Annotated in this window: 22 protein-coding genes; 7 read left to right on the plus strand and 15 right to left on the minus strand. The window is 70.9% G+C overall.

Annotated elements, in window-relative coordinates:
* The first annotated feature begins 626 nt into the window (after positions 1 to 626).
* Positions 627 to 1,088: a VOC family protein gene (locus tag O7624_RS01720; RefSeq protein ID WP_093402199.1), complete on the plus strand. Its 462-nt coding sequence runs from the start codon at positions 627 to 629 to the stop codon at positions 1,086 to 1,088.
* An 11-nt stretch (positions 1,089 to 1,099) separates the two neighbouring features.
* Here the strand turns inward: O7624_RS01720 and O7624_RS01725 are convergent, their stop codons facing one another.
* The 5 genes from O7624_RS01725 to O7624_RS01745 form a co-directional block, all read right to left on the minus strand.
* Entirely contained in the window at positions 1,100 to 1,900 is an 801-nt protein-coding gene (locus O7624_RS01725; RefSeq protein WP_282238631.1) for an inositol monophosphatase family protein, read from the minus strand.
* Positions 1,901 to 1,981: 81 nt separating this feature from the next.
* On the minus strand, positions 1,982 to 3,130 hold the full coding sequence (locus O7624_RS01730; protein WP_282238632.1) for a serine hydrolase domain-containing protein: 1,149 nt from the start codon (positions 3,128 to 3,130) through the stop codon (positions 1,982 to 1,984).
* 4 nt (positions 3,131 to 3,134) lie between these two features.
* Positions 3,135 to 3,962: a carbohydrate ABC transporter permease gene (locus tag O7624_RS01735; protein ID WP_093402196.1), complete on the minus strand. Its 828-nt coding sequence runs from the start codon at positions 3,960 to 3,962 to the stop codon at positions 3,135 to 3,137.
* Complete coding sequence (locus tag O7624_RS01740; protein ID WP_093402195.1) at positions 3,962 to 4,930, minus strand: sugar ABC transporter permease; 969 nt, start codon at positions 4,928 to 4,930, stop codon at positions 3,962 to 3,964. Before O7624_RS01740 ends, O7624_RS01735 begins: the two co-directional genes overlap by 1 nt.
* Positions 4,927 to 6,288, minus strand: a complete 1,362-nt coding sequence (locus tag O7624_RS01745; protein WP_093402194.1) for an extracellular solute-binding protein — start codon at positions 6,286 to 6,288, stop codon at positions 4,927 to 4,929. The genes O7624_RS01740 and O7624_RS01745 overlap by 4 nt, the downstream gene beginning before the upstream one ends.
* A 375-nt stretch (positions 6,289 to 6,663) precedes the next feature.
* Here O7624_RS01745 and O7624_RS01750 point away from each other — a divergent pair, with 375 nt between their 5' ends.
* Together O7624_RS01750 and O7624_RS01755 are read left to right on the plus strand one after the other, a co-directional pair.
* Positions 6,664 to 7,689 carry a LacI family DNA-binding transcriptional regulator gene (locus O7624_RS01750; protein ID WP_093402193.1) on the plus strand — a complete coding sequence of 342 codons (1,026 nt, stop codon included), beginning with the start codon at positions 6,664 to 6,666 and terminating at the stop codon, positions 7,687 to 7,689.
* 74 nt (positions 7,690 to 7,763) lie between these two features.
* On the plus strand, positions 7,764 to 8,711 hold the full coding sequence (locus tag O7624_RS01755) for a glycoside hydrolase family 68 protein (protein ID WP_282238633.1): 948 nt from the start codon (positions 7,764 to 7,766) through the stop codon (positions 8,709 to 8,711).
* A gap of 57 nt (positions 8,712 to 8,768) precedes the next feature.
* Here O7624_RS01755 and O7624_RS01760 read toward each other — a convergent pair whose 3' ends face one another.
* From O7624_RS01760 to O7624_RS01800, 9 genes are all read right to left on the minus strand, one after another.
* Positions 8,769 to 10,001 (minus strand): low temperature requirement protein A, encoded by a 1,233-nt coding sequence (locus O7624_RS01760; protein WP_282238634.1) that lies wholly within the window; start codon positions 9,999 to 10,001, stop codon positions 8,769 to 8,771.
* A gap of 179 nt (positions 10,002 to 10,180) precedes the next feature.
* Positions 10,181 to 11,254, minus strand: coding sequence for an ABC transporter ATP-binding protein (locus O7624_RS01765; protein ID WP_282238635.1), 1,074 nt, complete (start codon positions 11,252 to 11,254; stop codon positions 10,181 to 10,183).
* The gene (locus O7624_RS01770) at positions 11,251 to 12,234 is read right to left on the minus strand and encodes an ABC transporter ATP-binding protein (RefSeq protein WP_282238636.1); all 984 of its coding nucleotides are present in this window, start codon (positions 12,232 to 12,234) and stop codon (positions 11,251 to 11,253) included. Before O7624_RS01770 ends, O7624_RS01765 begins: the two co-directional genes overlap by 4 nt.
* The gene (locus tag O7624_RS01775) at positions 12,231 to 13,121 is read right to left on the minus strand and encodes an ABC transporter permease (RefSeq protein WP_282238637.1); all 891 of its coding nucleotides are present in this window, start codon (positions 13,119 to 13,121) and stop codon (positions 12,231 to 12,233) included. Before O7624_RS01775 ends, O7624_RS01770 begins: the two co-directional genes overlap by 4 nt.
* Positions 13,118 to 14,062, minus strand: a complete 945-nt coding sequence (locus tag O7624_RS01780) for an ABC transporter permease (RefSeq protein ID WP_093402187.1) — start codon at positions 14,060 to 14,062, stop codon at positions 13,118 to 13,120. The genes O7624_RS01775 and O7624_RS01780 overlap by 4 nt, the downstream gene beginning before the upstream one ends.
* Positions 14,063 to 14,080: 18 nt before the next feature.
* Positions 14,081 to 15,616, minus strand: a complete 1,536-nt coding sequence (locus O7624_RS01785) for an ABC transporter substrate-binding protein (RefSeq protein ID WP_282238638.1) — start codon at positions 15,614 to 15,616, stop codon at positions 14,081 to 14,083.
* Between the two features lie 199 nt (positions 15,617 to 15,815).
* The gene (locus O7624_RS01790) at positions 15,816 to 16,277 is read right to left on the minus strand and encodes a hypothetical protein (protein WP_282238639.1); all 462 of its coding nucleotides are present in this window, start codon (positions 16,275 to 16,277) and stop codon (positions 15,816 to 15,818) included.
* A 38-nt stretch (positions 16,278 to 16,315) separates the two neighbouring features.
* Positions 16,316 to 16,936 (minus strand): M23 family metallopeptidase, encoded by a 621-nt coding sequence (locus O7624_RS01795; protein WP_282238640.1) that lies wholly within the window; start codon positions 16,934 to 16,936, stop codon positions 16,316 to 16,318.
* Between the two features lie 43 nt (positions 16,937 to 16,979).
* Positions 16,980 to 17,444: a universal stress protein gene (locus O7624_RS01800; protein WP_282238641.1), complete on the minus strand. Its 465-nt coding sequence runs from the start codon at positions 17,442 to 17,444 to the stop codon at positions 16,980 to 16,982.
* A gap of 240 nt (positions 17,445 to 17,684) precedes the next feature.
* Between O7624_RS01800 and O7624_RS01805 the strand changes: the two genes are divergently transcribed.
* Both O7624_RS01805 and O7624_RS01810 read left to right on the plus strand, forming a co-directional pair.
* On the plus strand, positions 17,685 to 18,533 hold the full coding sequence (locus tag O7624_RS01805) for a fumarylacetoacetate hydrolase family protein (RefSeq protein WP_282238642.1): 849 nt from the start codon (positions 17,685 to 17,687) through the stop codon (positions 18,531 to 18,533).
* Positions 18,530 to 19,336, plus strand: coding sequence for an SDR family oxidoreductase (locus O7624_RS01810; protein WP_282238643.1), 807 nt, complete (start codon positions 18,530 to 18,532; stop codon positions 19,334 to 19,336). Before O7624_RS01805 ends, O7624_RS01810 begins: the two co-directional genes overlap by 4 nt.
* 8 nt (positions 19,337 to 19,344) lie before the next feature.
* Here the strand turns inward: O7624_RS01810 and O7624_RS01815 are convergent, their stop codons facing one another.
* Entirely contained in the window at positions 19,345 to 19,800 is a 456-nt protein-coding gene (locus O7624_RS01815; protein WP_282238644.1) for a MerR family transcriptional regulator, read from the minus strand.
* A 42-nt stretch (positions 19,801 to 19,842) separates the two neighbouring features.
* Here O7624_RS01815 and O7624_RS01820 point away from each other — a divergent pair, with 42 nt between their 5' ends.
* Both O7624_RS01820 and O7624_RS01825 read left to right on the plus strand, forming a co-directional pair.
* The gene (locus O7624_RS01820) at positions 19,843 to 21,015 is read left to right on the plus strand and encodes an MFS transporter (RefSeq protein WP_282238645.1); all 1,173 of its coding nucleotides are present in this window, start codon (positions 19,843 to 19,845) and stop codon (positions 21,013 to 21,015) included.
* A gap of 82 nt (positions 21,016 to 21,097) precedes the next feature.
* The gene (locus tag O7624_RS01825) at positions 21,098 to 21,553 is read left to right on the plus strand and encodes a GNAT family N-acetyltransferase (RefSeq protein ID WP_282238646.1); all 456 of its coding nucleotides are present in this window, start codon (positions 21,098 to 21,100) and stop codon (positions 21,551 to 21,553) included.
* The last annotated feature ends 55 nt before the right edge of the window (positions 21,554 to 21,608 follow it).

The following is a 21,608-nucleotide window of genomic DNA, read 5'->3' on the forward strand; positions in this document are numbered from 1 at the left end:
CGTCGCCGGGCGCCTGGTAATCCGCCGCGCCGTCACTGGTCCGCAGTTGCCGAGGCAGTCGGACGGGCCCGCGGTGGCGGCCCGGCCGGACAACGGCCCAAAGGAACGGAGTGCGGGACATGGCGATCCCTCCAAGGCACGGTTGCGGGGTGGTGGAGTTCACGTGACTTAGACATCAGACGTTAGGGCTTGCAGACATGTGACGTCAACGTCCAGGATCGCGCGAAAACCGGACAGCGGTGACGCCGGATCGTCTTAGACATCAGATTGATTGCATCAATGAGCAGCACTCCAGCCCACCGGGGGCTGGCGACCCGCCAGCGCGGACACCACCGCCCCGCACCTCACGGCCGGCCAAACGGACCCGGCGCGTGACCGCCACGAGCGGGAACCTCGGCCACCGATGTTGGCGATCACATCGGCATAACCACCGTTGTTCGTCCGGGCGTGAGGACGCTAGATGCGAACGCTAACATCGATGTTGCTGAGATTGCTAGCTTGTTGCGGACGCGATCAGGAGAATCTGAGCCGCCAGCGTCATCGCCCGCCCACCACGGTCGCGCACCGAATTGTCGGCCCTGCCTGGCAGGGTGACTGCCGGAACGCGAACGGAATGGAGCAACGCGATGAGCCGCCACATCCAGGTCACCTTCGACGCCCACGACCCGACAGCGCTGTCGACGTTCTGGCGGGACGCACTGGGCTACGTACATCCCGGCCCGCCCGGCGTCGACCTTCCCGAGGGCGCCGACCCGCTGGCCGCGTGGGACGACTTCCTCGCCCGGATCGGCGTACCGCCGGAGCAGCGCAACACCAGGTCGGCCATTGAGGACCCGGAAGGGCACGGCCCACGGCTGTTCTTCCAACAGGTGCCGGAGGACAAGATCGTCAAGAACCGGGTGCACCTCGACGTGCGGGCCGCGCCCGGGCTGACCGGAGCGGAACGAATGGCAGCCTTACAGGCCGAGTCTGATCGGCTTGTCGCGTTGGGCGCCACGCAGGTGCGCCGGGTCGAGCCCGCGCCGCCACTTGAGGCCGGCTTCATCGTGCTGACCGATCCCGAGGGCAACGAGTTCTGCCTCGACTGACCGGGCCGGCCTTACGCCGACTCCCCCTGCTCCGCGATCAGCGTCAACAGGTCGGCGTGCGTAGGCGCGTCGGCCGCCGCGACGAGCCCGCCCAGGCCGCTGCGCCAGGGTTGGCCGTCGAGCCCGGTCACCACGCAGCCGGCCGCCTCGCAGAGCGCGATGCCGGCCGCGAAGTGCACGTTGTCGCGCAGTCGGCCATCGGTGACGTACGCGGCGCGCCGACCGGCCGCGACCCAGGTCAGTGCCAACGTGGTCGACACGACCCGGGGCCGGAACCGCTCGACGAACCTTTCGTGAGCCAACAGCCGGACGACCCGGAACACCCGCTCGTTCGGGTATGGCGGATCGAGATTGACGTCCACCAGCCCGGAGGCCGCCGAAGGCGTGAGTTGCTCGTCGGCACCGGCGCGCCGCACCCGGGCGTCGGTGCCGTCGGTCCAGAAGACCTCCTGGGTGAACGGGTCCACGGCGGCCGCCACCACGACCTGCGCGCCGACCCGCAGGGCCACGTTTACCGAGACCAGCGTGGTGTGTACGGCAAAGTTGAGCGTCCCGCAGAGCGGATCGACAAGCCAGACGCGCCCGTTCCCGCCTGAGCCGCTGCGTCCGCTCTCCTCGGCCAGCACGGCGTCGTCGGGTCGCGCGGACCGCAGCACGCCGAGGATCGCCTGCTCCGCCTCAACGTCGGCGGTGGTGGCGAAATCCCCACCCGACTTCGCGAACCGGGCCACCGCTGTGCCGTGGTGCGAGCGCACCACCTCGGCGCCGGCCTGCGCCGCCCGGATCGCGAGATCAGCATCGACAAGCGACATCCGACCAGCGTACGGCGATCCCGGTCGCGGGTGTGCCCCGGCTCAGCCGAGCGGCTTCGCCGGGCCACCCGCGTCGGTCACCTATCGCCCGAGGCAGTCCCGGACCGCTGCGGAGAGCAGGTTGGCCCGCTCGTCGTCGAAGCCGCCCATCTGGTTGACGACATAGCCAAAGCCGACCTGGTGGGCGTCGTCGCCGAAGGCCAGGTGTCCACCCGCGCCGTCGTGCCCGAAGCTGCGTACGCCGAGCATCGGGCGGGGCACCGAGTGCACCAGGAAACCGGTGCCCCAGCGATGCCCCGCATCGGGCAGCCCGTAGACCTGTTGACCACTCACCCGGACCGTGACGGCGTCGTCGACGGATGCGGGGCTGAGCAGCCGCGCCGCACCCACCTCCGAGACGCAGGCGGCGTAGAGGCGGGCCAGGCTCTCGGCCGTGCTGACCGCGCCCGCGCCCGGGATCTGGGCGGCCTGAATGGCCGGGTCGTTGAAGCTGACCAGGCCGTTCTCGTCGGCGGGGAAGGCGAAGGCGCCGCCCATGGTGATGCCGCGCTCGGCGACCGGGTCGCTGGCCGGGACGGGCTCGCCGATCGGCGCCAGCATCCAGGCGACGGCGTCCCGCTCGGCGGCCGGCAGTCCGATCCAGGTACGCAGGCCCAGCGGCTCTCCGAGAACGCGGGCGAAGTAGGCGCCGGGCATCTCACCGGTGATCCGCCGGATCACCTCGCCGATCAGCCAGCCGTAGGTGATCGCGTGGTAGCTGTGCGCGGTGCCCGGCTTCCACAAGGGAGCCTGCGCCTCGATGGCCTTGATCACCGGCTCCCAGGCGAGCACCTCCTCGCGGGAGAAGGGCTTGTCCAGCGCCGGCAGGCCGGACTGGTGGGTGAGCAGCCACCGGACGGGGATCTCCGCCTTGCCGTGCTGGCCGAACTCCGGCCAGTAGCGGGTGACCGGCGCGTCGAGGTCCAACCGCCCCTCCTGCACCAGCAGGTACGCGCAGATCGCCATGATCCCCTTGGTGCAGGAGAAGACGACGGCAGGCGTGTCCGCCGTCCAGGGGCGTCCCGACCGGACGTCGGCCAGCCCGCCGTGCAGGTCCACGACCTTACGGCCGCGCAGGTAGACGGCGACCGCCGCGCCCACCTCCTGCCGGTGGGCGAAGTTGTCCCGAAACACGTCGGCGACCGGGCCGAAGCCCTCTTCGGCGTGACCGTGGATCTGGCTGTCGCTCAACCCGCTATCCCTTCACGGAGCCCTGAAGCAGGGCCTTGATGAACTGTCGCTGGAAGATCAGGAACACGATGAGGGTAGGCGTGAGGATGAGCAGCGAGCCAGCGCAGAGCAGCACCAGATCGGTTCCCCACTGTCCCTGAAAGGCACCGAGGGCACCCGCCATGGTCCGCTTCGTCGCATCGTCGACGAGCACGATGGCGAGCAGGAACTGGTTCCAGGTCCACAGGAACAGCAGGATGGTCAGCGACGCGATGGCCGGCCGAGCCAGCGGTACGTGCACCCGCCAGAACAGCTGCCAGGTGTTGCTGCCGTCCACCCGTGCCGCCTCGGACAGTTCCCGGGGCACGTTTATGAAGTGGGCGCGCATCCAGAAGACCGCGAACGGCATGTAGAGGCCGATCAACGGCAGGACGATCGCCCAACGGGTGTTGAGCAGGCCCAGGTCCCGCATCTGGTAGTACAGCGGGGTGACCACCGCCTCGAAGGGCAGGGTCAGGCCGAGCAGCAGCAGCCCGAAGGCGAGGTGACCGCCGGGCACCCGCAGGTGGCCGAGGCCGAACCCGGCCATGGTCGCGATGAGTACGCCGACCGGCACCACCCCGGCCACGATCAGCGCGCTGGACTTCAGCAGCGCGCCCATGTTCGCGGCGTTGAAGGCGTCGACGAAGTTGCCCCACTGCGGATCGGTGGGCCAGGCCAGGCCGGTGGGCACGGTGCCGCGCGGTTGCAACGCCGCCGACAGCATGCTCAGGAACGGCAGCAGGGTGACCACGACCAGCGCGATCAGGAAGATGCGTCCGGTCAGCCGCTCGCTGCGGGTGGTCAGGTTCATCACTTCTCTCCCCGGGTCAGCCGCTGGATCGGCAGTACGCACACCAGCACCAGCGCCATCAGCACCACCGCGAGGGCCGAGGCGAGGCCGACCTGACGCTGGGAGAAGGCGAGCCGATAGATCTCCAGGCCGGGCACGGTGGTCTGGATCCCCGGGCCACCGCTGGTGGAGATGTAGACGATGTCGAAGCTGGCCAGCGCCGCGATTATGGTCACGGTCAGGCAGATCCCGATCTCCTGGCGCAGGCTGGGCAGGGTGACCGCGAAGAACTCGCGCACCGGGCCGGCGCCGTCGATGCGGGCGGCCTCGTAGAGCGAAGGGTCGATCTTGCTCATCCCGGTGATCAGCAGGATCGTGCAGAGGCCGAGCATGACCCAGGTGCCGATCACGCCCACCGCCGGCAGCGCGGTGTCGAACTCGCCGAGCCAGGCCCGGGTGACGCCGCCCAGCCCGACCGCCCGCAGCGCCTGGTTGACCAGGCCGTTGGTGGAGAGCACCCAGCTCCAGGCGATGCCGGCGGCGACGAGCGGGATCACCTGGGGCAGGAACAGCACGGTCCGGACCATGGTGCCGGCCGGGCCGGTGGTGATCCGCCGGACCAGGCTGGCCACGAGCAGGCCGAGCAGGACCGGGATGAAGCTGAAGAAGATGATCAGAATGAACGCGTTCGAGATGATCTTCAACAGGTCCCGGTCGGTGAAGACCGTGAGGTAGTTGTCCAGCCCTGCCCACCGGGCCGCACCGATGCCGTTCCAGTGGTACAGCGAGTACTGCATGGTCAGCACGAGCGGACGCAGCACGAAGACGCCGTACATGATCAGTGCGGGCAGGACCCAGAGCCACCCGGACCACCGGACCGTGCGGCCCCACCGCTTCCGGTGGGGCCGCGCGGGTGACCGGGTGTCCCCCCGGCCGGGTCGGGACGCGGTGCCCGACCCGGCCGGGGCGCTGCCGAGGGCAGACGTCATCGGGACAGTTCCTTCTCGTACTCGGCCTGGACCGCCTTCACGTACCCCTCGGGGGTCTGCTGGCCGGCGATCAGCTTCTGCATCTCGGGGGTGATGGCGGCGGCGAAGATGCCGCCGGTGGCGTTCGCGGTGAAGTCGACTGCGCCGTTGTCCGCGCCGAGCTGCTGGGACGCCTTGAGCGTCTCGGCGAGCACGGTGCCCTCCGACACCGGCGGCAGGGCCAGGTCGGCCGGGCCGCCCGGGTGCGAACCGCCGATGGTGACCGAGATTTCCCGGGCCTTGTCGTTGGTGTGCACCCAGTTGAGGAAGAAGGCAGCGGCGTCCGGGTTCTTCGCCTTGGCGCCCACGCCGAACGTGTTCGGCGCGGACATCGCGACCCGCTTGGCGTCGGCGGTCTCACCCGGGAAGAGGAAGAAGCCGACCTCACCGGCCATGTTCTTGTCCAGGTTGCCCGACTCCCAGTCGCCGTTGAACATGAACAGGCCGTTGCCCTTCTGGAACTCGCCCATCATCGCCGTGTAGTCGATGGCGTTGGCGTCCTTCGGGAAGTAGCCGGCCTCCGCCCACTTCTGGATGGTCTGGGTGGCCTTGAGCGCTGCCGGCGTGTCGAAGGTCGCGCCCGGCTTCTGGAAGATCCAGTCGGCGATTGCGGTCGGGTCGCCGTACTGGTTCTGCAGCGCCTGGTGCGGGAAGTTGATGCCGGCGGTGTTCTTGTTGAACTGCATGATCGGCAACAGGTTGGCCGCCTTCGCCTTGGCCAGCAGCTCCTCGAACTCGGCGATGGTGGCCGGCGGCTGGGTCATGCCGACCTGCTCGGCCTGCTTCTTGTTGTAGAAGACGCCGGTCACGCTGTAGCCCAGGCCCATGCCGTACAGCGAGCCGCTGCCGCGCACCGCGCCGCCGTCGGACAGGCGCAGCTGGACGAGCTGGGAGGCGGGGAACTTGTCCCAGCCGTACGCGTCGAAGTACGGGTCCAGGTTCTTCAGCAGCCCGTCCTTGACCAGGTCGACCATGGTGGGCAGGCGGATGATGTCGGGCGCGTTGTCCGAGGCGAGCACCCGGGGCGCGTTCTCCGTGATGACGGTGAACTGGTCCTCGCGGACGTTGAACTTGACGTTCGGGTGCTGCTTGGTGAACTCGTCCGCGAGGGCCTTGGCCAGCGGGAAGCCGGTCTCGGCGTACATTTCCAGGGTGATCGGGTCGGTACCCAGCTCGGTGCTCACCGGGGCGTCGGAGTCCCCTGCGGGGGTCTCCTCCGAACCCGGTGCGCTACAGGCGGTGATGGCCAGGCTGACGCCCACCAGTGGCACCAGCAGGGCCAACCGGCGTCGGGTGAATCTTGTCGAGAACTCCGGCACCTCATGCTCCTTGACTCATCCGCGCGCCGGACCGACTGACGGCCGTTCGTGGCAACCGCCACGAGTCCGGCCCGTCGGCCACCACGTGTCGCACGTCGCGTGCCGAACCCCGGCTCGCGGCCCGCGGTACCCAATATGACGTCGGAAGACGCGAAGGCGTCCACCGCAGAGGCGAAACCACGTCGCTAAACTGATTTAGCAGAGCATGCGCGCGTCGCCGGGGACTGTCAAGGACGAGTTCGCAACGGTCTGGAAACAACTGGTTCACCGGCCCCCGACCAGGCCGGACACACCGCCGGTGACCACGGAAGTGACTCGACCCAGCATGATGGGACCACGGCGGCGTCGGGACGGCCGCCGTGATCGGAGGACGCAATGGGCCGTGAGAGAGCGACACTGGCCGACGTGGCGCGACGGGCCGGTCTGTCCAAGACCGCCGCGTCGATGGTGCTGAACGGGCGCGAGGGCACCCGGCTCTCCGCCGAGGCGCACCAGCGGGTCTTCGCGGCAGCGGAGGAACTCGGCTACCGACCGAACGTGGCCGCCCGCAGCCTACGGACCCGCAAGACCGCCACCATCGCGTTCGTCTCCGACATCGTCGCCACCACCCGCTTCGCCGGTGGCCTCATCCGCGGGGCGCTGGACGCCGCCCGCGAGCGCGACCACGTCCTGCTGATCACCGAGACGCAGGGCGACGCGACGTTCGAGCGGTACGCCATCGAGGCCATCCTCGACCGCCAGGTCGACGGGGTGATCTACGCGGCCATGGCGACCCGCCGGCTGGCGGTGCCGCCGGCCATCCTCGGCGGTCCGGTGGTGCTGCTCAACGCGACAAGTCCGGAGCCGTTGCCCTGCGTGCTGCCCGACGACGAGGGCGCCGGCGCGATGATCGCCGAGACGCTGCTCGCCCAGGGCCACCGGGACCGGATCGCCCTGATCGGCCGCAACCGGCAGAAGGAACTCGACCCGGAGATCTCGCTGGCCGCCGACGCCCGGTTGCGCGGCATCCGGAGCACGCTCGCCGCGGCCGGTGTCGCACTGCTCACCGAGGGCTTCTGCCCCGAGTGGCTACCGGAGCACGGCTACGCCGCCATGCGTACGCTGCTGGACCGCCCGACCCGGCCCACTGCGGTGATCTGCATGAACGACCGACTCGCCTTCGGCGCGTACCAGGCGCTCGGCGAGGCCGGCCTGAGCATTCCCGGCGACCTCTCGGTGATCTCCTTCGACGACGACCCGATCGCCGCGTGGCTGAGGCCGGGGCTGTCCACGGCGGCGCTGCCGCACGAACAGATGGGCCGCCGTGCGGTGGAGGTGCTGCTCGACGGGGGTGACGGCGGCGCGTCGCTCGTGCCGATGCCGCTGCGGCGGCGACGGTCCGTGGCCGCCCCCGACGCCTGAACTTCACCGTCTCCCCGACAGCACCACCGCACCCGCTGTAGTCGCTAAACCGATTCACTGGTACGTTTCCGGCCATGCTTCGACTGCCCGACCACTGGGTGTGGGACAGCTGGTACGCCCAGGACGACGACGGCCGCTGGCACGCGTTCTTCCTGCGTGCCTCCCGGGCCCTGCTCGACCCCCATCGCCGCCACCGGCGCGCCTCGATCGGCCACGCGGTCTCCACCGACCTGCGCTCCTGGCAGCTGCGCGCCGACGCGCTCGTACCCGCCGACGCACCCGCCTGGGACGACCTGGCGACCTGGACCGGCTGCACGGTCCGCGGCCCGGACCAGCGTTGGTACCTCTTCTACACCGGGGTCGGCCGGGCCGAGGACGGCCTGGTACAGCGCATCGGCCTGGCCGTCTCCGACGACCTGGTCAGCTGGCAGCGGCACGGCGACGGGCCGCTGCTGGAGGCCGATCCGACCTGGTACGAGCTGCTCGACCGCGAGCTGTGGTACGAGCAGGCCTGGCGCGACCCGTGGGTCTTCCCGGACCCCGACGGCGACGGTTGGCACATGCTGATCACCGCCCGCACCAACCAGGGACCGGGCGACACCCGCGGTGTCGTCGGCCACGCGACCTCCCCCGACCTGGTCAACTGGACGGTCCGGCCGCCGTTGTCCACGCCGGCCGGCTTCGGTCACCTGGAGGTGCCGCAGGTCGCCGTCGTCGACGGAGAGCCGCTGCTGCTGTTCTGCACCAACGCCTTCGCCGCCGGCCGGGAGCCCGAGTCGCGACTCTGGGTCGCCCCCGGGCCCACGGTGCGCGGGCCCTGGGACATCGCCGCCGCCCGGCCGGTCGCGCAGCCGCACCTGTACGCGCCCCGCCTGGTCCCCGACGGCGACGGCTGGTCCCTCATCGGCTTCGTCGAGCACGCCGACGGCGAGTTCGTCGGAGAACTCAGCGATCCCGTTCCGGTCCGCTACGACCCTGCCCTCGGCCTCGTCGCCCGGCACCCGGCGCCCGTCGGTAGATGAGATGCCGTCGACGCCCGCCAACGGGCGGTCCCGGTACGCGGGCGCCCGGCTGACGGGTCACCGGTCGGTCGGTGCGGACGCCGGCCGCTGCCCGCCCCGCGCGTACGGCAGTAGGACCACGCCGAGCAGGTAGCTGGTGAGCACGCCGATGGCGACCAGGGCCGGCAGCGCCCGGCCGACCGGCAGCAGAAGCAGCGGCACGACGGCGACGACCAGGTGGCCCGCCCGGGTGCCCCACCCGGACAGGTAGCGCACCAGCAGGATGCCCAGCAGATAGAGCGCGGTGCCCCCGTAGAGCGCCACCACTCCCGGCCATCCGAGGGGTTCCCCACCCGGCGTGTCGGCGGCGGAGATCAACGCCAGCACGTCCTCGAACCCGAGCGCCGTGTAGAGCACCCCGGCGATCAGCGGCAGATGTCCCAGCGAGTAGGCGTCCGCGCCGATCCGGTCCCGCCGCTCACCGTCGGCCCGCAACAGCGCCTGCTCCGCGAGCGGACTGACCCGGTCGAAGTGGACCGACCACAGGCACGCGATCAGGATGAAGCCGATCACCGCGCCGGCGAGCACCGGAAGCTTGGTGACCATGGTGCCGACACCCACCCCGGCCGCGAGGAACGACTCGCCCAGCGCGATGATCAGGACCAGCCCGTGCCGTTCGGCGAAGTACTCGGGGCTGCGCACCGGCCACCCGCCCAGGCGGTTCTGCACCACGCCGCGCTGCCCGCCGATCTCGACCAGGAAGGCCAGCACCCACAGCCAGGTCTGCGCCCGTCCGCCGAGCACGGCACCGACCAGCAGCGGGAACCAGGCCAGCACACTCGCCACGGCGAAACGCCGGATCCGCCGCCGCAGCGCCGGCTCGCCCGCCCAGTGGTAGAGCGCCAGGTGGACCGCGCGCAGCAGCACGTACGACAGGGCCAGCAGCAGCGGCCCGTCCAGACCCGACGCGCTGTCCCAGGCGCCCGGCATGACCAGTGCGGCGACGAAGAACCCGGCCATCGCGGCGAGCACCAGGAGGCGTACCGGCGGTCGGTCGACGCGGGTCTGGTTCCCCAGCCAGAGATACCCCGACCAGGCGAACCAGAGCAGCATCAGCAACAGCAGCCCGCGGCCCATCGCCACCGGATCCGGTGGCTTCCCCATGAACGCGACGATCCGGGTGAGGGTGAAGACGAAGACCAGGTCGAAGAAGATCTCGAACGGCGTGACCGCGCGTACCCCACGCCCCGGCACCGGCCGCCCCACCCGCCACCCACGGCGCACCTGCCGAAGACCCTTCCCGTCGGTCAACCCCGCCGCCACCCTGCGGCTTCAGCAGGATCCTAGGCACCAACCACCCCCGCCCAGACCCAATTCCCCACCCCAGCCCGCCCAGGTGATCAAGAGGTTTGCGTCGCTTCCTGGCCGGGATCCGACGCAAACTTCTTGATCAACGTGGGGGTCGGGGTCGGTCGGAGGGGGGTGTCGGGTCACGCGGCGCGCATGGCGCGCACGGCCTCCTTGGCGAACAGGCACGCCGCGCGGTGGTCGGGGTCGACCTCGGCCAGCGCCGGATCGGTCTCGGCGCACTCCGGCCGGGCCTGCGGGCAGCGGGTACGGAACCGGCAGCCACCCGGCGGGTCCACCGGGCTGGGAATGTCACCGCTGAGGATGATCCGACGGCGTTCCCGCTCGGCCTGCGGGTCGGCGACCGGCACCGCGGACAGCAGCGCGGCGGTGTACGGGTGGGCCGGGTCCCGCCAGATCTGTGCCGGGGTGCCGCTCTCCACGATCCGCCCCAGGTACATCACCGCCATCCGATCGCTCATGTGCTCCACGGCGGCCAGGTCGTGGGCGATGAACAGGTAGGTCAGGCCCAGATCCCGTTGCAGCCGGCGGAGCAGATTCATGATCTGCGCCTGCACGCTCAGGTCGAGCGAGGCGATCGGTTCGTCCAGCACGATCAGGTCCGGTTCGCCGGCCAGGGCACGGGCGATACCGACCCGCTGCCGCTGGCCGCCGGAGAGTTCGTGGGGATGCCGGTCGGCCAGTTCGCCGCGCAACCCGACCATGTCGAGCAGTTCGTCGACCCGGCGGCGGCGGGCGGCACCACCGTCGGTGAGCCGATGCACGATCAACGGCTCGGCGATGCTCGCTCCGATGGTGAGCCGGGGATCGAGGGACGCCTGCGGGTCCTGGAACACCATTGCCACCCGGCGACGCAGCGCCCGCAGCCGTCGCCGGGACCACCGGGTGACGTCCTCGCCGCCCACCCGGACCGTGCCGGAGGTGGGATCCACCAGCCGGAGCAGCGCCAGCCCGGTGGTGGACTTGCCGCTGCCCGACTCACCGACCAGCCCCAGCGTCTCCCCCCGCTGTACCCGCAGGGACACGCCGTCGACGGCCCGCACCACACCTGCCGGCGTTGGGCACCACACCGTCAGATCGTCGAGTTCGGCCACCACCTCGCCCGGCTCCCGCTGCTTCGGCACCACGCCGTGCGCCGTGCCGTCGGCGGACCCGACCGCGCTGAGCCGATGATCCGCTCGCTGCCGCTCGCTCATCGGCGCTCCCCGTCGCTCGGCTGCGGATAGAAGGTGCGGACCTGGTGCCCGGCCGAGACCGGTACCAGCGGCGGCAGCTCGTGCTCGCAGCGGGCGTCACCCCGCACCGGGCAGCGGGGCCAGAACGCGCAGCCCGCCGGCAGATCCAGCGGGCTGGGTGGCGCACCGGCGATGGTGACCAGTTCCGCACTGCCGGCCGCCGGGTCCGGACGGGCGGCCAGCAGGGCCTTGGTGTACGGGTGCGACGGCGCACCGAAGACGGCGTCGACCGGCCCCTGTTCGAGGATCCGGCCCCCGTACATGACCGCCACGGTGTCGGCGATACCGGCGACCACACCCAGGTCGTGGGTGATCCAGACGACCGCGGTGCCGAGCCGCCGTTGCAGGTCGCCGACCAGCTCGACGATCTGGGCCTGGGTGGTGACGTCGAGGGCCGTGGTCGGTTCGTCGGCGATCAGCAGGTCAGGTTCGCAGGCCAGCGCCATGGCGATCACCACCCGCTGGCGCATGCCGCCGGAGAACTGGTGCGGGTACGCGTCCACCCGCTGCCCGGCCGACGGGATGCCGACCATGTCCAGCAGTTCGACGGCGCGGGACCGGGCGGCCCGCCGGGTCAGCCCGAGGTGTTCCTCGGCGGCCTCGGTGACCTGCCGGCCGACGGTGAGCACCGGGTTGAGCGAGGTCATCGGATCCTGGAAGACGAACCCGATGTGCCGCCCCCGCAGTCGTCGACGGCCTTCCTCGGTCACCCCGGTGAGTTCCGTTCCGAGCAGGTGCACCCGGCCGGTCACCCGCGCGGTCCGGGGCGCCAGCCCGGTGGCGGCGAGCACGCTCATGCTCTTGCCGCTGCCGGACTCACCGACCAGCGCCAGCGTCTCCCCGGGCCGCACCGCCCAGTCGACCCCGGCGACCGCGTGGGCCGGCCCACGCCGGGTGCCGATGGTGACGGTGAGGTCCTCGACGGCCAGTACGGGCTTCATGCGGTGCACCTCCTGGCTTCGCTGACGGTGAGCTGGCGAGGATCCAGCACGTCCCGTAGCGCGTCACCGACCAGGTTGAACGCCAGGACGGTGAGGAAGATCGCCGCACCGGGGAAGAAGCCCAGCCACCAGGCATCGGTGACGAAGCCGCGCCCGTCGAACAGCATCCGGCCCCAGGCCGGATCGGGTGGCTGGACGCCGAGGCCGAGGAAGGACAGCGCCGCCTCGGAGAGGATCGCGAAGGCCAGCGAGAGCGACGTCTGAACGATCAGCGGCGCCGCGATGTTCGGCAACACGTGCCGGCGCATGATCCGCAGGTCGGACGCGCCGACGGAGACCGCGGCCCGGACGAAAACCTGTTCCCGCACCGAGAGCACGCCGGCCCGGGTCACCCGGGCGAAGATCGGCGTGTAGACCACGCCGATCGCCACCATCGCGGTGACCAGGCCCGGACCGAGTACCGCCACGATCGCCACCGCCAGCAGCAGCACCGGGAACGCGAACAGCACGTCCATGCAGCGCATCAGCACGTTGTCGAGCCAGCCCCGGTAGTAGCCGGCGAACAGCCCGAGGGTCGCCCCCACCACCAGTGCGATGCCGACGCTGACCAGGCCGACCTGCAACGACACCCGGGCGGCGACCATGACCCGGCTGAGCACGTCACGGCCCAGCTCGTCGGTGCCGAACGGATGGGCCCAGCTCGGCGGCTGAAGCATCTGGTCGACGTTCACCTCGTTGATTCCCGACGGTGCCAGCCAGGAGCCACCCACACCCACCACGACCAGCACCACCAGCACCAGGCTGCCGGTCAGGGCCAGCGGATCGCGCCGCAGCGTGGCGAGCACCCGGCGCAGCTGCCCCTCACGGTTGATCGTCTGCTCGCTCATTTGACCGTGATCCTCGGGTCGAGACGGGCGTAGAGGATGTCGACCAGCAGGTTGACCAGGAGGAACAGCGCCGCCACCAGCAGCACCGCCCCTTGCAGGACCGGATAGTCCCGGGCTGCGACGGCGTCGTAGGTGAGCCGCCCGATGCCGGGCCAGGCGAACAGCACCTCGATCACGATCACGCCGCCGAGCAGGCTGGCCAACTGCACCGCCACCACGGTCACCACCGGAATGAGGGCGTTGCGCAGCACGTGCCGCAACACCACCACCCGGGTACGCAGTCCCTTGGCCTCGGCGGTGCGCACGTAGTCCTCGGAGAGCACCTCCAGCATCGACGAGCGGATGAACCGGGTCAGGATCGAGGCGGTGACCAGGCCGACCGTGGCGGCGGGTAGCGCCACGTGGGACGCCCAGCGCCCCGGATCCTCGGTGAGCGCGACGTACCCCGACGGCGGCAGCCAGCCGAGCACCCCGGAGAAGAGCAGGATGCCCATGATTCCCATCCAGAAATCCGGCACCGAGACACCGAACTGGCTGAACACCCGGGCCGCGTGGTCGACAAGCGAGCCGCTGCGGATGGCCGAGACGATCCCCAGCGGAAAGGCGACCGCCATGGCGAACACCACCGCGGTGACCGCCAGCGACAGGGTCGCCGGCAGCCGCTCCAGCACGATCGCGGTGACCGGGCGTCCACTGCGGAAGCTGACCCCGAGGTCGCCGGTCAGCGCCCGCCGCAGGTAGTCGAAGTACTGCACCACAAGTGGCTGGTCCAGCCCCGCCCGGGCCCGCAGCGCCTCGTACGTCTGCGGGTCGAAGCGGGTGCCGAGGGCGACCCGGACCGGGTCACCCGGCACCAGTTGGAGCAGCAGGAACACCACGAGGGTCACGCCGAGCAGCACGACGGCCGACTGCAACAGCCGACGGATGACGAAGCGGGCCACCTAAGGTCCCCCGCCGGGTCACCGAGCGAGAGCCACGTCGCGGAACCGGATCGCCCGGTCCGTGCGTACCTCGTAGCCGCTGACCTGCTTGGACCAGCCCTGGGCCACGTCCGGGTTGTAGAGGTAGATGTAGCTGGCGTCGTCCACGATCTGCTTGGCCACCTGCTCGTACTGCTGCTTGCGGGCGGCCTGGTCGGTCTCCGTCCGGGCCTGGTCGAGCAGCCGGTCCACATTCGGGTTGGCGTACTCGTGGAAGTTGAACGTGCCGTCGCTGTGGTGCTGGGCGTAGTAGAACTCGTCAGGGTCGATGTTGCCCAGCCAGCCGAGCATGAACGAGTCGAACTTGCCGGCACCCTGCTCGTCGAGCCACTGCGCGAAGTCCAGCGTACGGATCTCGACGGTGATCCCGACGGCCTCCAACTGGGAGGCGATGACCTGGGCGGCGGTGACCGTCTCCGGGTACTCGTTGGTGACCATGAGGTCCATGGTCAGGCCGCTCACCCCGGCCTGGTCGAGCAGTTGCTTGGCCTGGTTGACGTCGTGGGTGTACGGCGCGTACTCGTAGTAGAAGGCGCTGTTCTGGGGGATGGCCGTCTGGTTGACCGTGGCCAGCCCGAACTTGGCGGCCTTGGTGATCGCCTCACGGTCCAGCGCGAAGGCGATTGCCCGGCGGACGTTGACGTCGTCGTACGGCTTGCGCGCCTGGTTGAGCGCGAGATACCAGTAGTCGGTCGAGGGCACCGACTGCACCGTCGGGTCGTCCCCGTCGAGCAACGCCGGCACCTGCTGCGGTGGCAGGTTGTCGGTCCAGTGCACCTCACCGCCGCGCAGGTTCTGCAGGGCGACGGTGGGGTCGCTGACGAAGGTGAACCGGACGCCGTCCAGCTTGGGCTTCTCGCCCCAGTAGTTGTCGTTGCGGACCAGCCGGATGCTGTCGCCGGAGCTGTAGTTCTCCAGGGCGAACGGGCCGCTGCCGACCGGCTTGGTGGTGATCTCGCCGGATTCCACGTTGGCCTTCTGGACGATCGCCACGCCCTTGAAGCCACCGAGGTTGGCCAGCAGGTTCGGGGTCGGCGCGTTGAGGGTCACCACCACGGTCTTCGGGTCGGTGGCCTCGATCGACTTCACGGTGCCGAACTTGTACGCGTTGTTCAGCTTCTCGTCGATGATCCGGTTGTAGGAGTAGACGACGTCCTCGGCGGTAAGCGGCGACCCGTCGGAGAACTTGACGCCCTCGCGGAGGGTGAACGTCCAGGTCAGCTGATCCTCGCTGGTGGTCCACTCGGTGGCCAGGGAAGGCTTCATCTCCAGGTTGGCGTCCGGCTCGACGAGCGTGTCGAAGACGTTCTCCAGCACCTGGAAGCTGTAGTAGGCGGAGGTCTTGTGCGGATCGAGCTGGTCGGGCTCACCGCCGATCGCGGCGTTGAGCACGCCTCCGGCGCCCGCCGTGTCGTTGCCGTCGACGTCGACGCCCTCGCCCCCACTGCAGCCCGCCGCGGCGGCGAGCATCAGGGCGATCGTCGCGCCGGCCAACCGGAATCTGGTCCTGGACATGGTCCTCCCCCTGGATTCTTCCCCGGCAGTCGAAAGATCTTGCGAGTCTGGTCCCCCGACCTAGCGATGTCAACACAAAACGTGGCAAATTGCCCTGGTCGCCGCCGCCCTGCTCGCCCACGCTAACCGCAAACCCGCCGGCCGGCAGGGCTCGGACCGGTGGGCGGACACGTTCGCCGTCAAGCTGTGACCCGGGCGGTCAGAGGCAGCACCAGCAGTAGAGGTGGTTACCGGCGGCCTGGGCACGGCGGGCCAGGGCGCTGATCTCCTCGATCACCGGCAGCAGTTCATCCGGCGGCAGCGGCTCACCCCAGGCCAGCTCCTCGATCTGCCCCCACCGCGCCGACAGCTCGGGAGACTGAGCGGCAGTGATCGACGCCAGGGTGTCCCTGGTGGCATCGTCGAGGACCATCAACCATGGCCCTTCGTCGCCACCGCTCCAGATCAGCCGCTGCTCGATCAGATCGGTGGACCAGGCCAGCCCGCGCACGAAGCCGACCAGCTTGCCGAGGGTCACCGCCGGCTCGATGCCCTTGAGGTCGATCGCGTCCACCCCGGGGCGGCCCCCGGACACGGCGACCGGGCCGCCGTCGAGCTCCGCCATCAACCCGATCGCGGCGGCGTCGTCCGCCGCCCGGAAGTAGTCATACAGAACACCCATGCGCCGTACCCCATCAGGTGGGTACGACAGCGCCCGCGCTACGGACAGTTGTTGCTGGTCAGCCGCAGCGTGTACTCGGCGTCGTCGTTGGTGATGCCCGACGGGGCGCCGTCGAAGTAGGTCTCCACCTTCTGCCAGCCACGCCGCTGCTCGTAGTGCAGATGCGGGGCGCCGGAGTTGCCGGTGCTGCCGATCCGGCCGATCTGCTGGCCCTGGACGACCCGCTGGCCGGCCTGCACCAGCGGCGGCTCCAGCAGATGCAGGTACTGGGTCTCCCACCGGCCGCCGTGGTCGATCTTCACCCAGTAGCCACCACCACGACCCCGCGGGCCGTCCGGATTGTCCGGGGTACGACCACCAAGCGACCCGTTGATCCCGGCCACGGTGACGGTGCCCTCGTACGAGGCGAGCACCGGTTGTCCCCACGGGTCGCCGGAGAGCGGGAAGAAGTCCACGTCGTAGTCGCCGTGCCCCGGGTAGGTGCCGACCTGCCAGGTCTCGCCGCAGCCGACCGGCATCTGGAACAGCGGGCGGGGTCCCGGCGGGCGCAGCACGATCACGGCCGCCACGGCCAGGGCGATCACGATGCCGAGGCTGAACAGGAGCCCGAACCGGGTACGGCGGGCGCGGCGGTGGGAACGGGGGTGGCCGGTCGTCACGGCCCAGAGCATGTCAGAGACCGGCAACCCCCGTCGGTCGCCCTCAGGCCGGCACCGCCGGCACGGCAGGACCGCTCGGCGCCGGCACCGGCACCGGGAGCACCACCACCGGGCAGGTCGCCTTGCGTACGCACTCCTCGCTGACCGAACCGAGCACGGTGTGCCGCAGCCGGCCGTGCCCGTGACTGCCCAGCACCAGCAGGTCGGCGCCACGGGCGGCGGCGGTCAGCACGTCGGCCGGCCGCCCCTCGACGACCTCGGCCGAGACCGGTGCCGCGGCCATGCCCCGGGTGACCTCGCCGATCTCCCGGGCCAGCAGTGCGGTGGCCCGCTCCTCCTCCTCGACCGGATTGGGCGCGACCATGGCACCACCGTCCAGGCCGTCCCACCGCCAGGCGGTCACCGCCTGCACGGTGCCGTTGCGCTCGGCCGCCTCACCGACCGCCCACCGCAGGGCACGCCGCCCACCGTCCGAACCATCGACGCCTACGACAATCAGATACGTCATCGTTCTCACCTCTCTCCGTCCTGCTTCCAGTGCAGCGCCCGGACGTGGCGCGGACCAGCGGCCGGAGTCCCCTCCGGACGGGTCGGACGGCCCTGGGCCGGGCAGGACCTGCGACCCGGTCGAGCCGCCCGAATTCCACGGAAGATCGCCGTCGATCATCGGCCTTGTGAGGCGTCACGATCACCTGGTAGACATCACATGTCTTGCGGCTCGTTCGCGCCGCGGTATCTGGGGGTGACGGTGAAGCTGCTGCGAGTGGGCCCTCCGGGGCGGGAGACGCCGGCACTGCTCGACGAGGCCGGCCAACTCCGTGACCTCAGCGGTGTGACCGACGACCTGGACCCCGCCTTCCTGGCCACCGACGGCCTGGCCCGCCTGGCCGGCATCTCCCGGCACGATCTGTCTCCGATGGACCCCACCGACCTGCGGATCGGTCCCCCACTGCGCCCCGGGAAGATCGTCTGCATCGGGCTGAACTACCGCGACCACGCGGCCGAGACCGGGGCGGCCCTGCCCGCCGAGCCGGTGGTCTTCCTCAAGGCGGCGGACACGGTGGTCGGTCCCGGCGACCCCGTGCTGGTGCCCCGCGGCAGCACCAGGACGGACTGGGAGGTCGAACTCGCCGTCGTCATCGGCCGCAAGGCGCGCTACCTGCCGTCGGCCGAGGCGGCGCTGGACTGCGTCGCCGGGTACGCCATCTCCCACGACGTCTCCGAGCGGGAGTTCCAGCTCGACCGGGGCGGCCAGTGGGACAAGGGCAAGTCCTGCGAGACGTTCAACCCGCTCGGCCCGTGGCTGGTGACCGCCGACGAGGTCCCCGATCCGCAGGACCTGCGGCTGCGGCTCTGGGTCAACGGAGTGCTGCGGCAGGACGGCACCACCAAGGACATGGTCTTCCCGGTGGCCGAGATCGTCCGCTACCTGAGCCAGTTCATGGTGCTCTACCCCGGCGACGTGATCAACACCGGCACCCCGGCCGGCGTCGCCCTCGGGCAGCCGGAGCCCAAGCCGTACCTGGTCGCCGGGGACGTGGTCGAGTTGGAGATCGACGGCCTGGGCCGGCAACGTCAGACGCTGGTACCGGCATGACCGGCGACGGGCCGGGGTTCGCTGGCGGACCCGTCGCCGGCTCGGGCGAGTTCACCGGGTTGGCGGCGGTGGTCACCGGCGGCGCCTCCGGCATCGGCCTGGCCACGGCCACCCTGCTGGCCGAGCGGGGCGCCCGGGTGGCCTGCCTGGACCTGAACGCACAGCACGTACCCGAGCCGTTGCTCGGGCTGGCCGCCGACGTGACCGACGACGCGTCGGTACGGGCCGCGATCGCCGCCGCCCACGAGACGTTCGGCGGCCTGGACGTCCTGATCAACAACGCCGCCGTCGGTGCGGTCGGCACCATCGAGGCCGGCACCGATGAGCAATGGCACCAGGTTCTCGACGTCAACGTGGTCGGCATCGTCCGGGTGACCCGGGCCGCGCTGCCGCACCTGCGCGCCTCCGCGCACGCCGCGATCGTCAACATCGGTTCCATCGCCGCCTGGCTCGGGCTGCCGCAGCGGGCCCTCTACAGCGCCAGCAAGGGGGCGGTGCAGGCGCTCACCCTGGCGATGGCCGCCGACTACGTCACCGCCGGCATCCGGGTGAACTGCGTCAACCCCGGCACGGCGGACACCCCGTGGGTACGTCGGCTGCTCGACGCCGCCGACGATCCGGCGGCGGAACTGGCTGCGTTGCGCGCCCGCCAGCCCACCGGTCGCCTCACCACCCCGCAGGAGGTCGCCGCGGGCGTCGCGTACCTCGCCAGTCCGCTGTCCGGATCGACCACCGGCAGCGTGCTCGCCGTCGACGGCGGCATGCACGGCCTCCGCCTGCCCACGCCGCCGAGCCGGGCCTGAGCGGCAGCTCAGCGGGCGAGACCGATCGCCGGGCCGGCCTTGCGGACCGACCGGCGGGCCACCGCGCCGCCCGGGTCGCCGGGATGGCCGGGCCCCACCACGTCACCGCGTACGTCGGCGACGATTGTGGCGAGCAGGTCCCGGCTGGACCGCAGCGACTCGATCTTCTCGGTCAGCAGGTCCAATTCGCCCTGAAGGGTGTCGGCCAGGCGGGCGCGGTCGGCCGGCTCGTCGGGGATCGCGGCCCGGCCGTCCAGCAGGAACCGCAGCGCCTGTCCGACCACTCCGGACGGCAGCGCGGCCGACAGCATGCACCGGATCCGGGCCACCCGGTCGACGTCGGATTCCTGGTAGATCCGGTAGCCCGACTCGGTGCGTACCGGCGTCAGCAGGCCCTGCTCCTCGTAGTAGCGCAGCATCCGCACCGACGCGCCGGTCCGCGCGCTCAACTCACCGATCCGCATCGCTTGACTCTAACGTCGGTGTGAGGCTTTAGCGTCCCAGCTGTGATCATCTACGTACTCTTCGTCTGCTCCTTCGCCGTGGCCACCGCCGAGTTCGTGCTCGTCGGCCTGCTCCCCCAGGTCGCCACCGACCTGGACGTCTCCGTGGCCGCCGCCGGGCAGTTGGTCACCGCGTACATGATCGTGGTGACGGTGGGCGGCCCGGTCGCCACCGTGCTGACCCGTCGGCTGCCGCGCCGGGAACTGCTCGCCGGCACCATGGCGCTGGCCACGGTGTCCGCGGTGGCCAGTGCCATGGCCACCTCGTACGCGATGCTGCTGTCGGCCCGGTTGGGCTCGGCGCTGGCGCAGGCGCTGTTCATGGCGGTGGCCTCCCAGGTGGCGATGGCCTCGGTGCCGCCGGAGCGGCAGACCGTCGCGGTGGCCCGGCTGTTCGGCGGATTCGCCCTGGCCACCGTGCTCGGCCTGCCGCTGGGCAGCCTGATCGGTGAGGCGTACGGCTGGCCGGTCACCTTCGTGGCCGTGGCCGGCATGGCCGCGCTGGGGCTGCTCGGCGTGCTCGTCTTCTGCCCCCGCATTCCCACGCCGCCACCGGCCGGCGTCCGCGACAGCGTCGGTGCGCTGCTGCGCCCCGGCATCTACGCCGGACTCGGCGTCACCCTGCTGACGCTCGCCGGTTTCGTGGCCGCCTTCACCTACGTCGCGCCGATGCTGCGCACCGTCACCGGACTGAGCCCCGGCTGGGTCAGCGTCGGTCTGGTCGGCTACGGCCTCGGCACCATCGCCGGCAACCTCCTCGCCGGCCGGGTACGCCCCGAGGCGATCACCCGCCGGCTGCCCCTCGCCGTCGGCGCGTTGACGGCGATCCTGCTGATGCAGCCGCTGCTGCTGCCGGTCGCCCCGCTCGCGCTGACCGGGCTGGCCCTGCTGGGCGCGGCGGCGTTCCTGGTCGTGCCGTTGGTCCAGACCTGGCTGATGGGTCAGGTCGACGCGGCCACCACCGGTCTGGTCGCCGCCGTCAACATCTCCGTCGCCGGTGCCGCCGGAGCCCTCGGCGCCGCGCTCGGCGGCACGGTGCTCGCGGTCGGTCTCGGCCCGGCCTGGATCGGCCCGGTCGCCGCCGTCTCCGTCCTGGCCGCCACCATCGTCGCCGCCAGCCTTTCTCGGGCCTCGTCGCCGTGCGGCTCCTCGTCCGGCGCGTTGCTCCAATCGTGAGGCGAGCGGCTTTCGGGGCGGAGGTCACGGCCGGTGGAAACGGGGTCGCCAGTGCCGTCGCCAGCCCGCTACGGTCCGCCGTATGCGGTTGGAAAGGATCACGCCGGAGAACTACGAGGCGGCGCTGGCGCTGTCCGTGCGCCCCGAACAGGAGGACCTGGTCGGGCCGGTGGTCAAGTCGCTCGCCGAGGCGTACGTCTTTGCCGACAACGCCTGGCCGAGACTGATCTACGACGGAGACTCGCTTGTCGGGTTCCTGATGGCCTTCCTGGTCATCCAGTGGGACGCCGGTCGCGATCCCGACGACCGACGGTCCGGCCTCTGGCGGCTGAACATCGCCGCCGACGCCCAGGGACGCGGCTACGGTCGCTTCGCCCTGTCAGCCGTGTGCCAGGAGATTCGGGCCAGGGGCGGCACCCGGGCGTACGTGACCTGGAAGCCTCGGGCCGGCGGCCCGGAAGCCTTCTATCTGAAGCTCGGCTTCCGGCCTACCGGCGAGCAGAGCGGCGGCGAGATGGTCGGCATGCTCGACCTTTGAGCACAGGTCTCGTCTCGGCCTACGGATAGATTCGGTTCGGGCCGATTCCAAGTTC

The sequence above is a fragment of the Verrucosispora sp. WMMD1129 genome (genome assembly GCF_029581255.1).
GTDB classification, from domain to species: Bacteria; Actinomycetota; Actinomycetes; order Mycobacteriales; family Micromonosporaceae; genus Micromonospora; species Micromonospora sediminimaris.

Coding starts and splice junctions, on each gene's coding strand:
- O7624_RS01720 (WP_093402199.1), top strand. CDS start 627: ATGAGCCGCCACATCCAGGTCACCTTCGACGCCCACGACCCGACAGCG.
- O7624_RS01725 (WP_282238631.1), bottom strand. CDS start 1,900: ATGTCGCTTGTCGATGCTGATCTCGCGATCCGGGCGGCGCAGGCCGGC.
- O7624_RS01735 (WP_093402196.1), bottom strand. CDS start 3,962: ATGAACCTGACCACCCGCAGCGAGCGGCTGACCGGACGCATCTTCCTG.
- O7624_RS01740 (WP_093402195.1), bottom strand. CDS start 4,930: ATGACGTCTGCCCTCGGCAGCGCCCCGGCCGGGTCGGGCACCGCGTCC.
- O7624_RS01750 (WP_093402193.1), top strand. CDS start 6,664: ATGGGCCGTGAGAGAGCGACACTGGCCGACGTGGCGCGACGGGCCGGT.
- O7624_RS01755 (WP_282238633.1), top strand. CDS start 7,764: ATGCTTCGACTGCCCGACCACTGGGTGTGGGACAGCTGGTACGCCCAG.
- O7624_RS01765 (WP_282238635.1), bottom strand. CDS start 11,254: ATGAGCGAGCGGCAGCGAGCGGATCATCGGCTCAGCGCGGTCGGGTCC.
- O7624_RS01770 (WP_282238636.1), bottom strand. CDS start 12,234: ATGAAGCCCGTACTGGCCGTCGAGGACCTCACCGTCACCATCGGCACC.
- O7624_RS01775 (WP_282238637.1), bottom strand. CDS start 13,121: ATGAGCGAGCAGACGATCAACCGTGAGGGGCAGCTGCGCCGGGTGCTC.
- O7624_RS01785 (WP_282238638.1), bottom strand. CDS start 15,616: ATGTCCAGGACCAGATTCCGGTTGGCCGGCGCGACGATCGCCCTGATG.
- O7624_RS01790 (WP_282238639.1), bottom strand. CDS start 16,277: ATGGGTGTTCTGTATGACTACTTCCGGGCGGCGGACGACGCCGCCGCG.
- O7624_RS01800 (WP_282238641.1), bottom strand. CDS start 17,444: ATGACGTATCTGATTGTCGTAGGCGTCGATGGTTCGGACGGTGGGCGG.
- O7624_RS01810 (WP_282238643.1), top strand. CDS start 18,530: ATGACCGGCGACGGGCCGGGGTTCGCTGGCGGACCCGTCGCCGGCTCG.
- O7624_RS01815 (WP_282238644.1), bottom strand. CDS start 19,800: ATGCGGATCGGTGAGTTGAGCGCGCGGACCGGCGCGTCGGTGCGGATG.
- O7624_RS01825 (WP_282238646.1), top strand. CDS start 21,098: ATGCGGTTGGAAAGGATCACGCCGGAGAACTACGAGGCGGCGCTGGCG.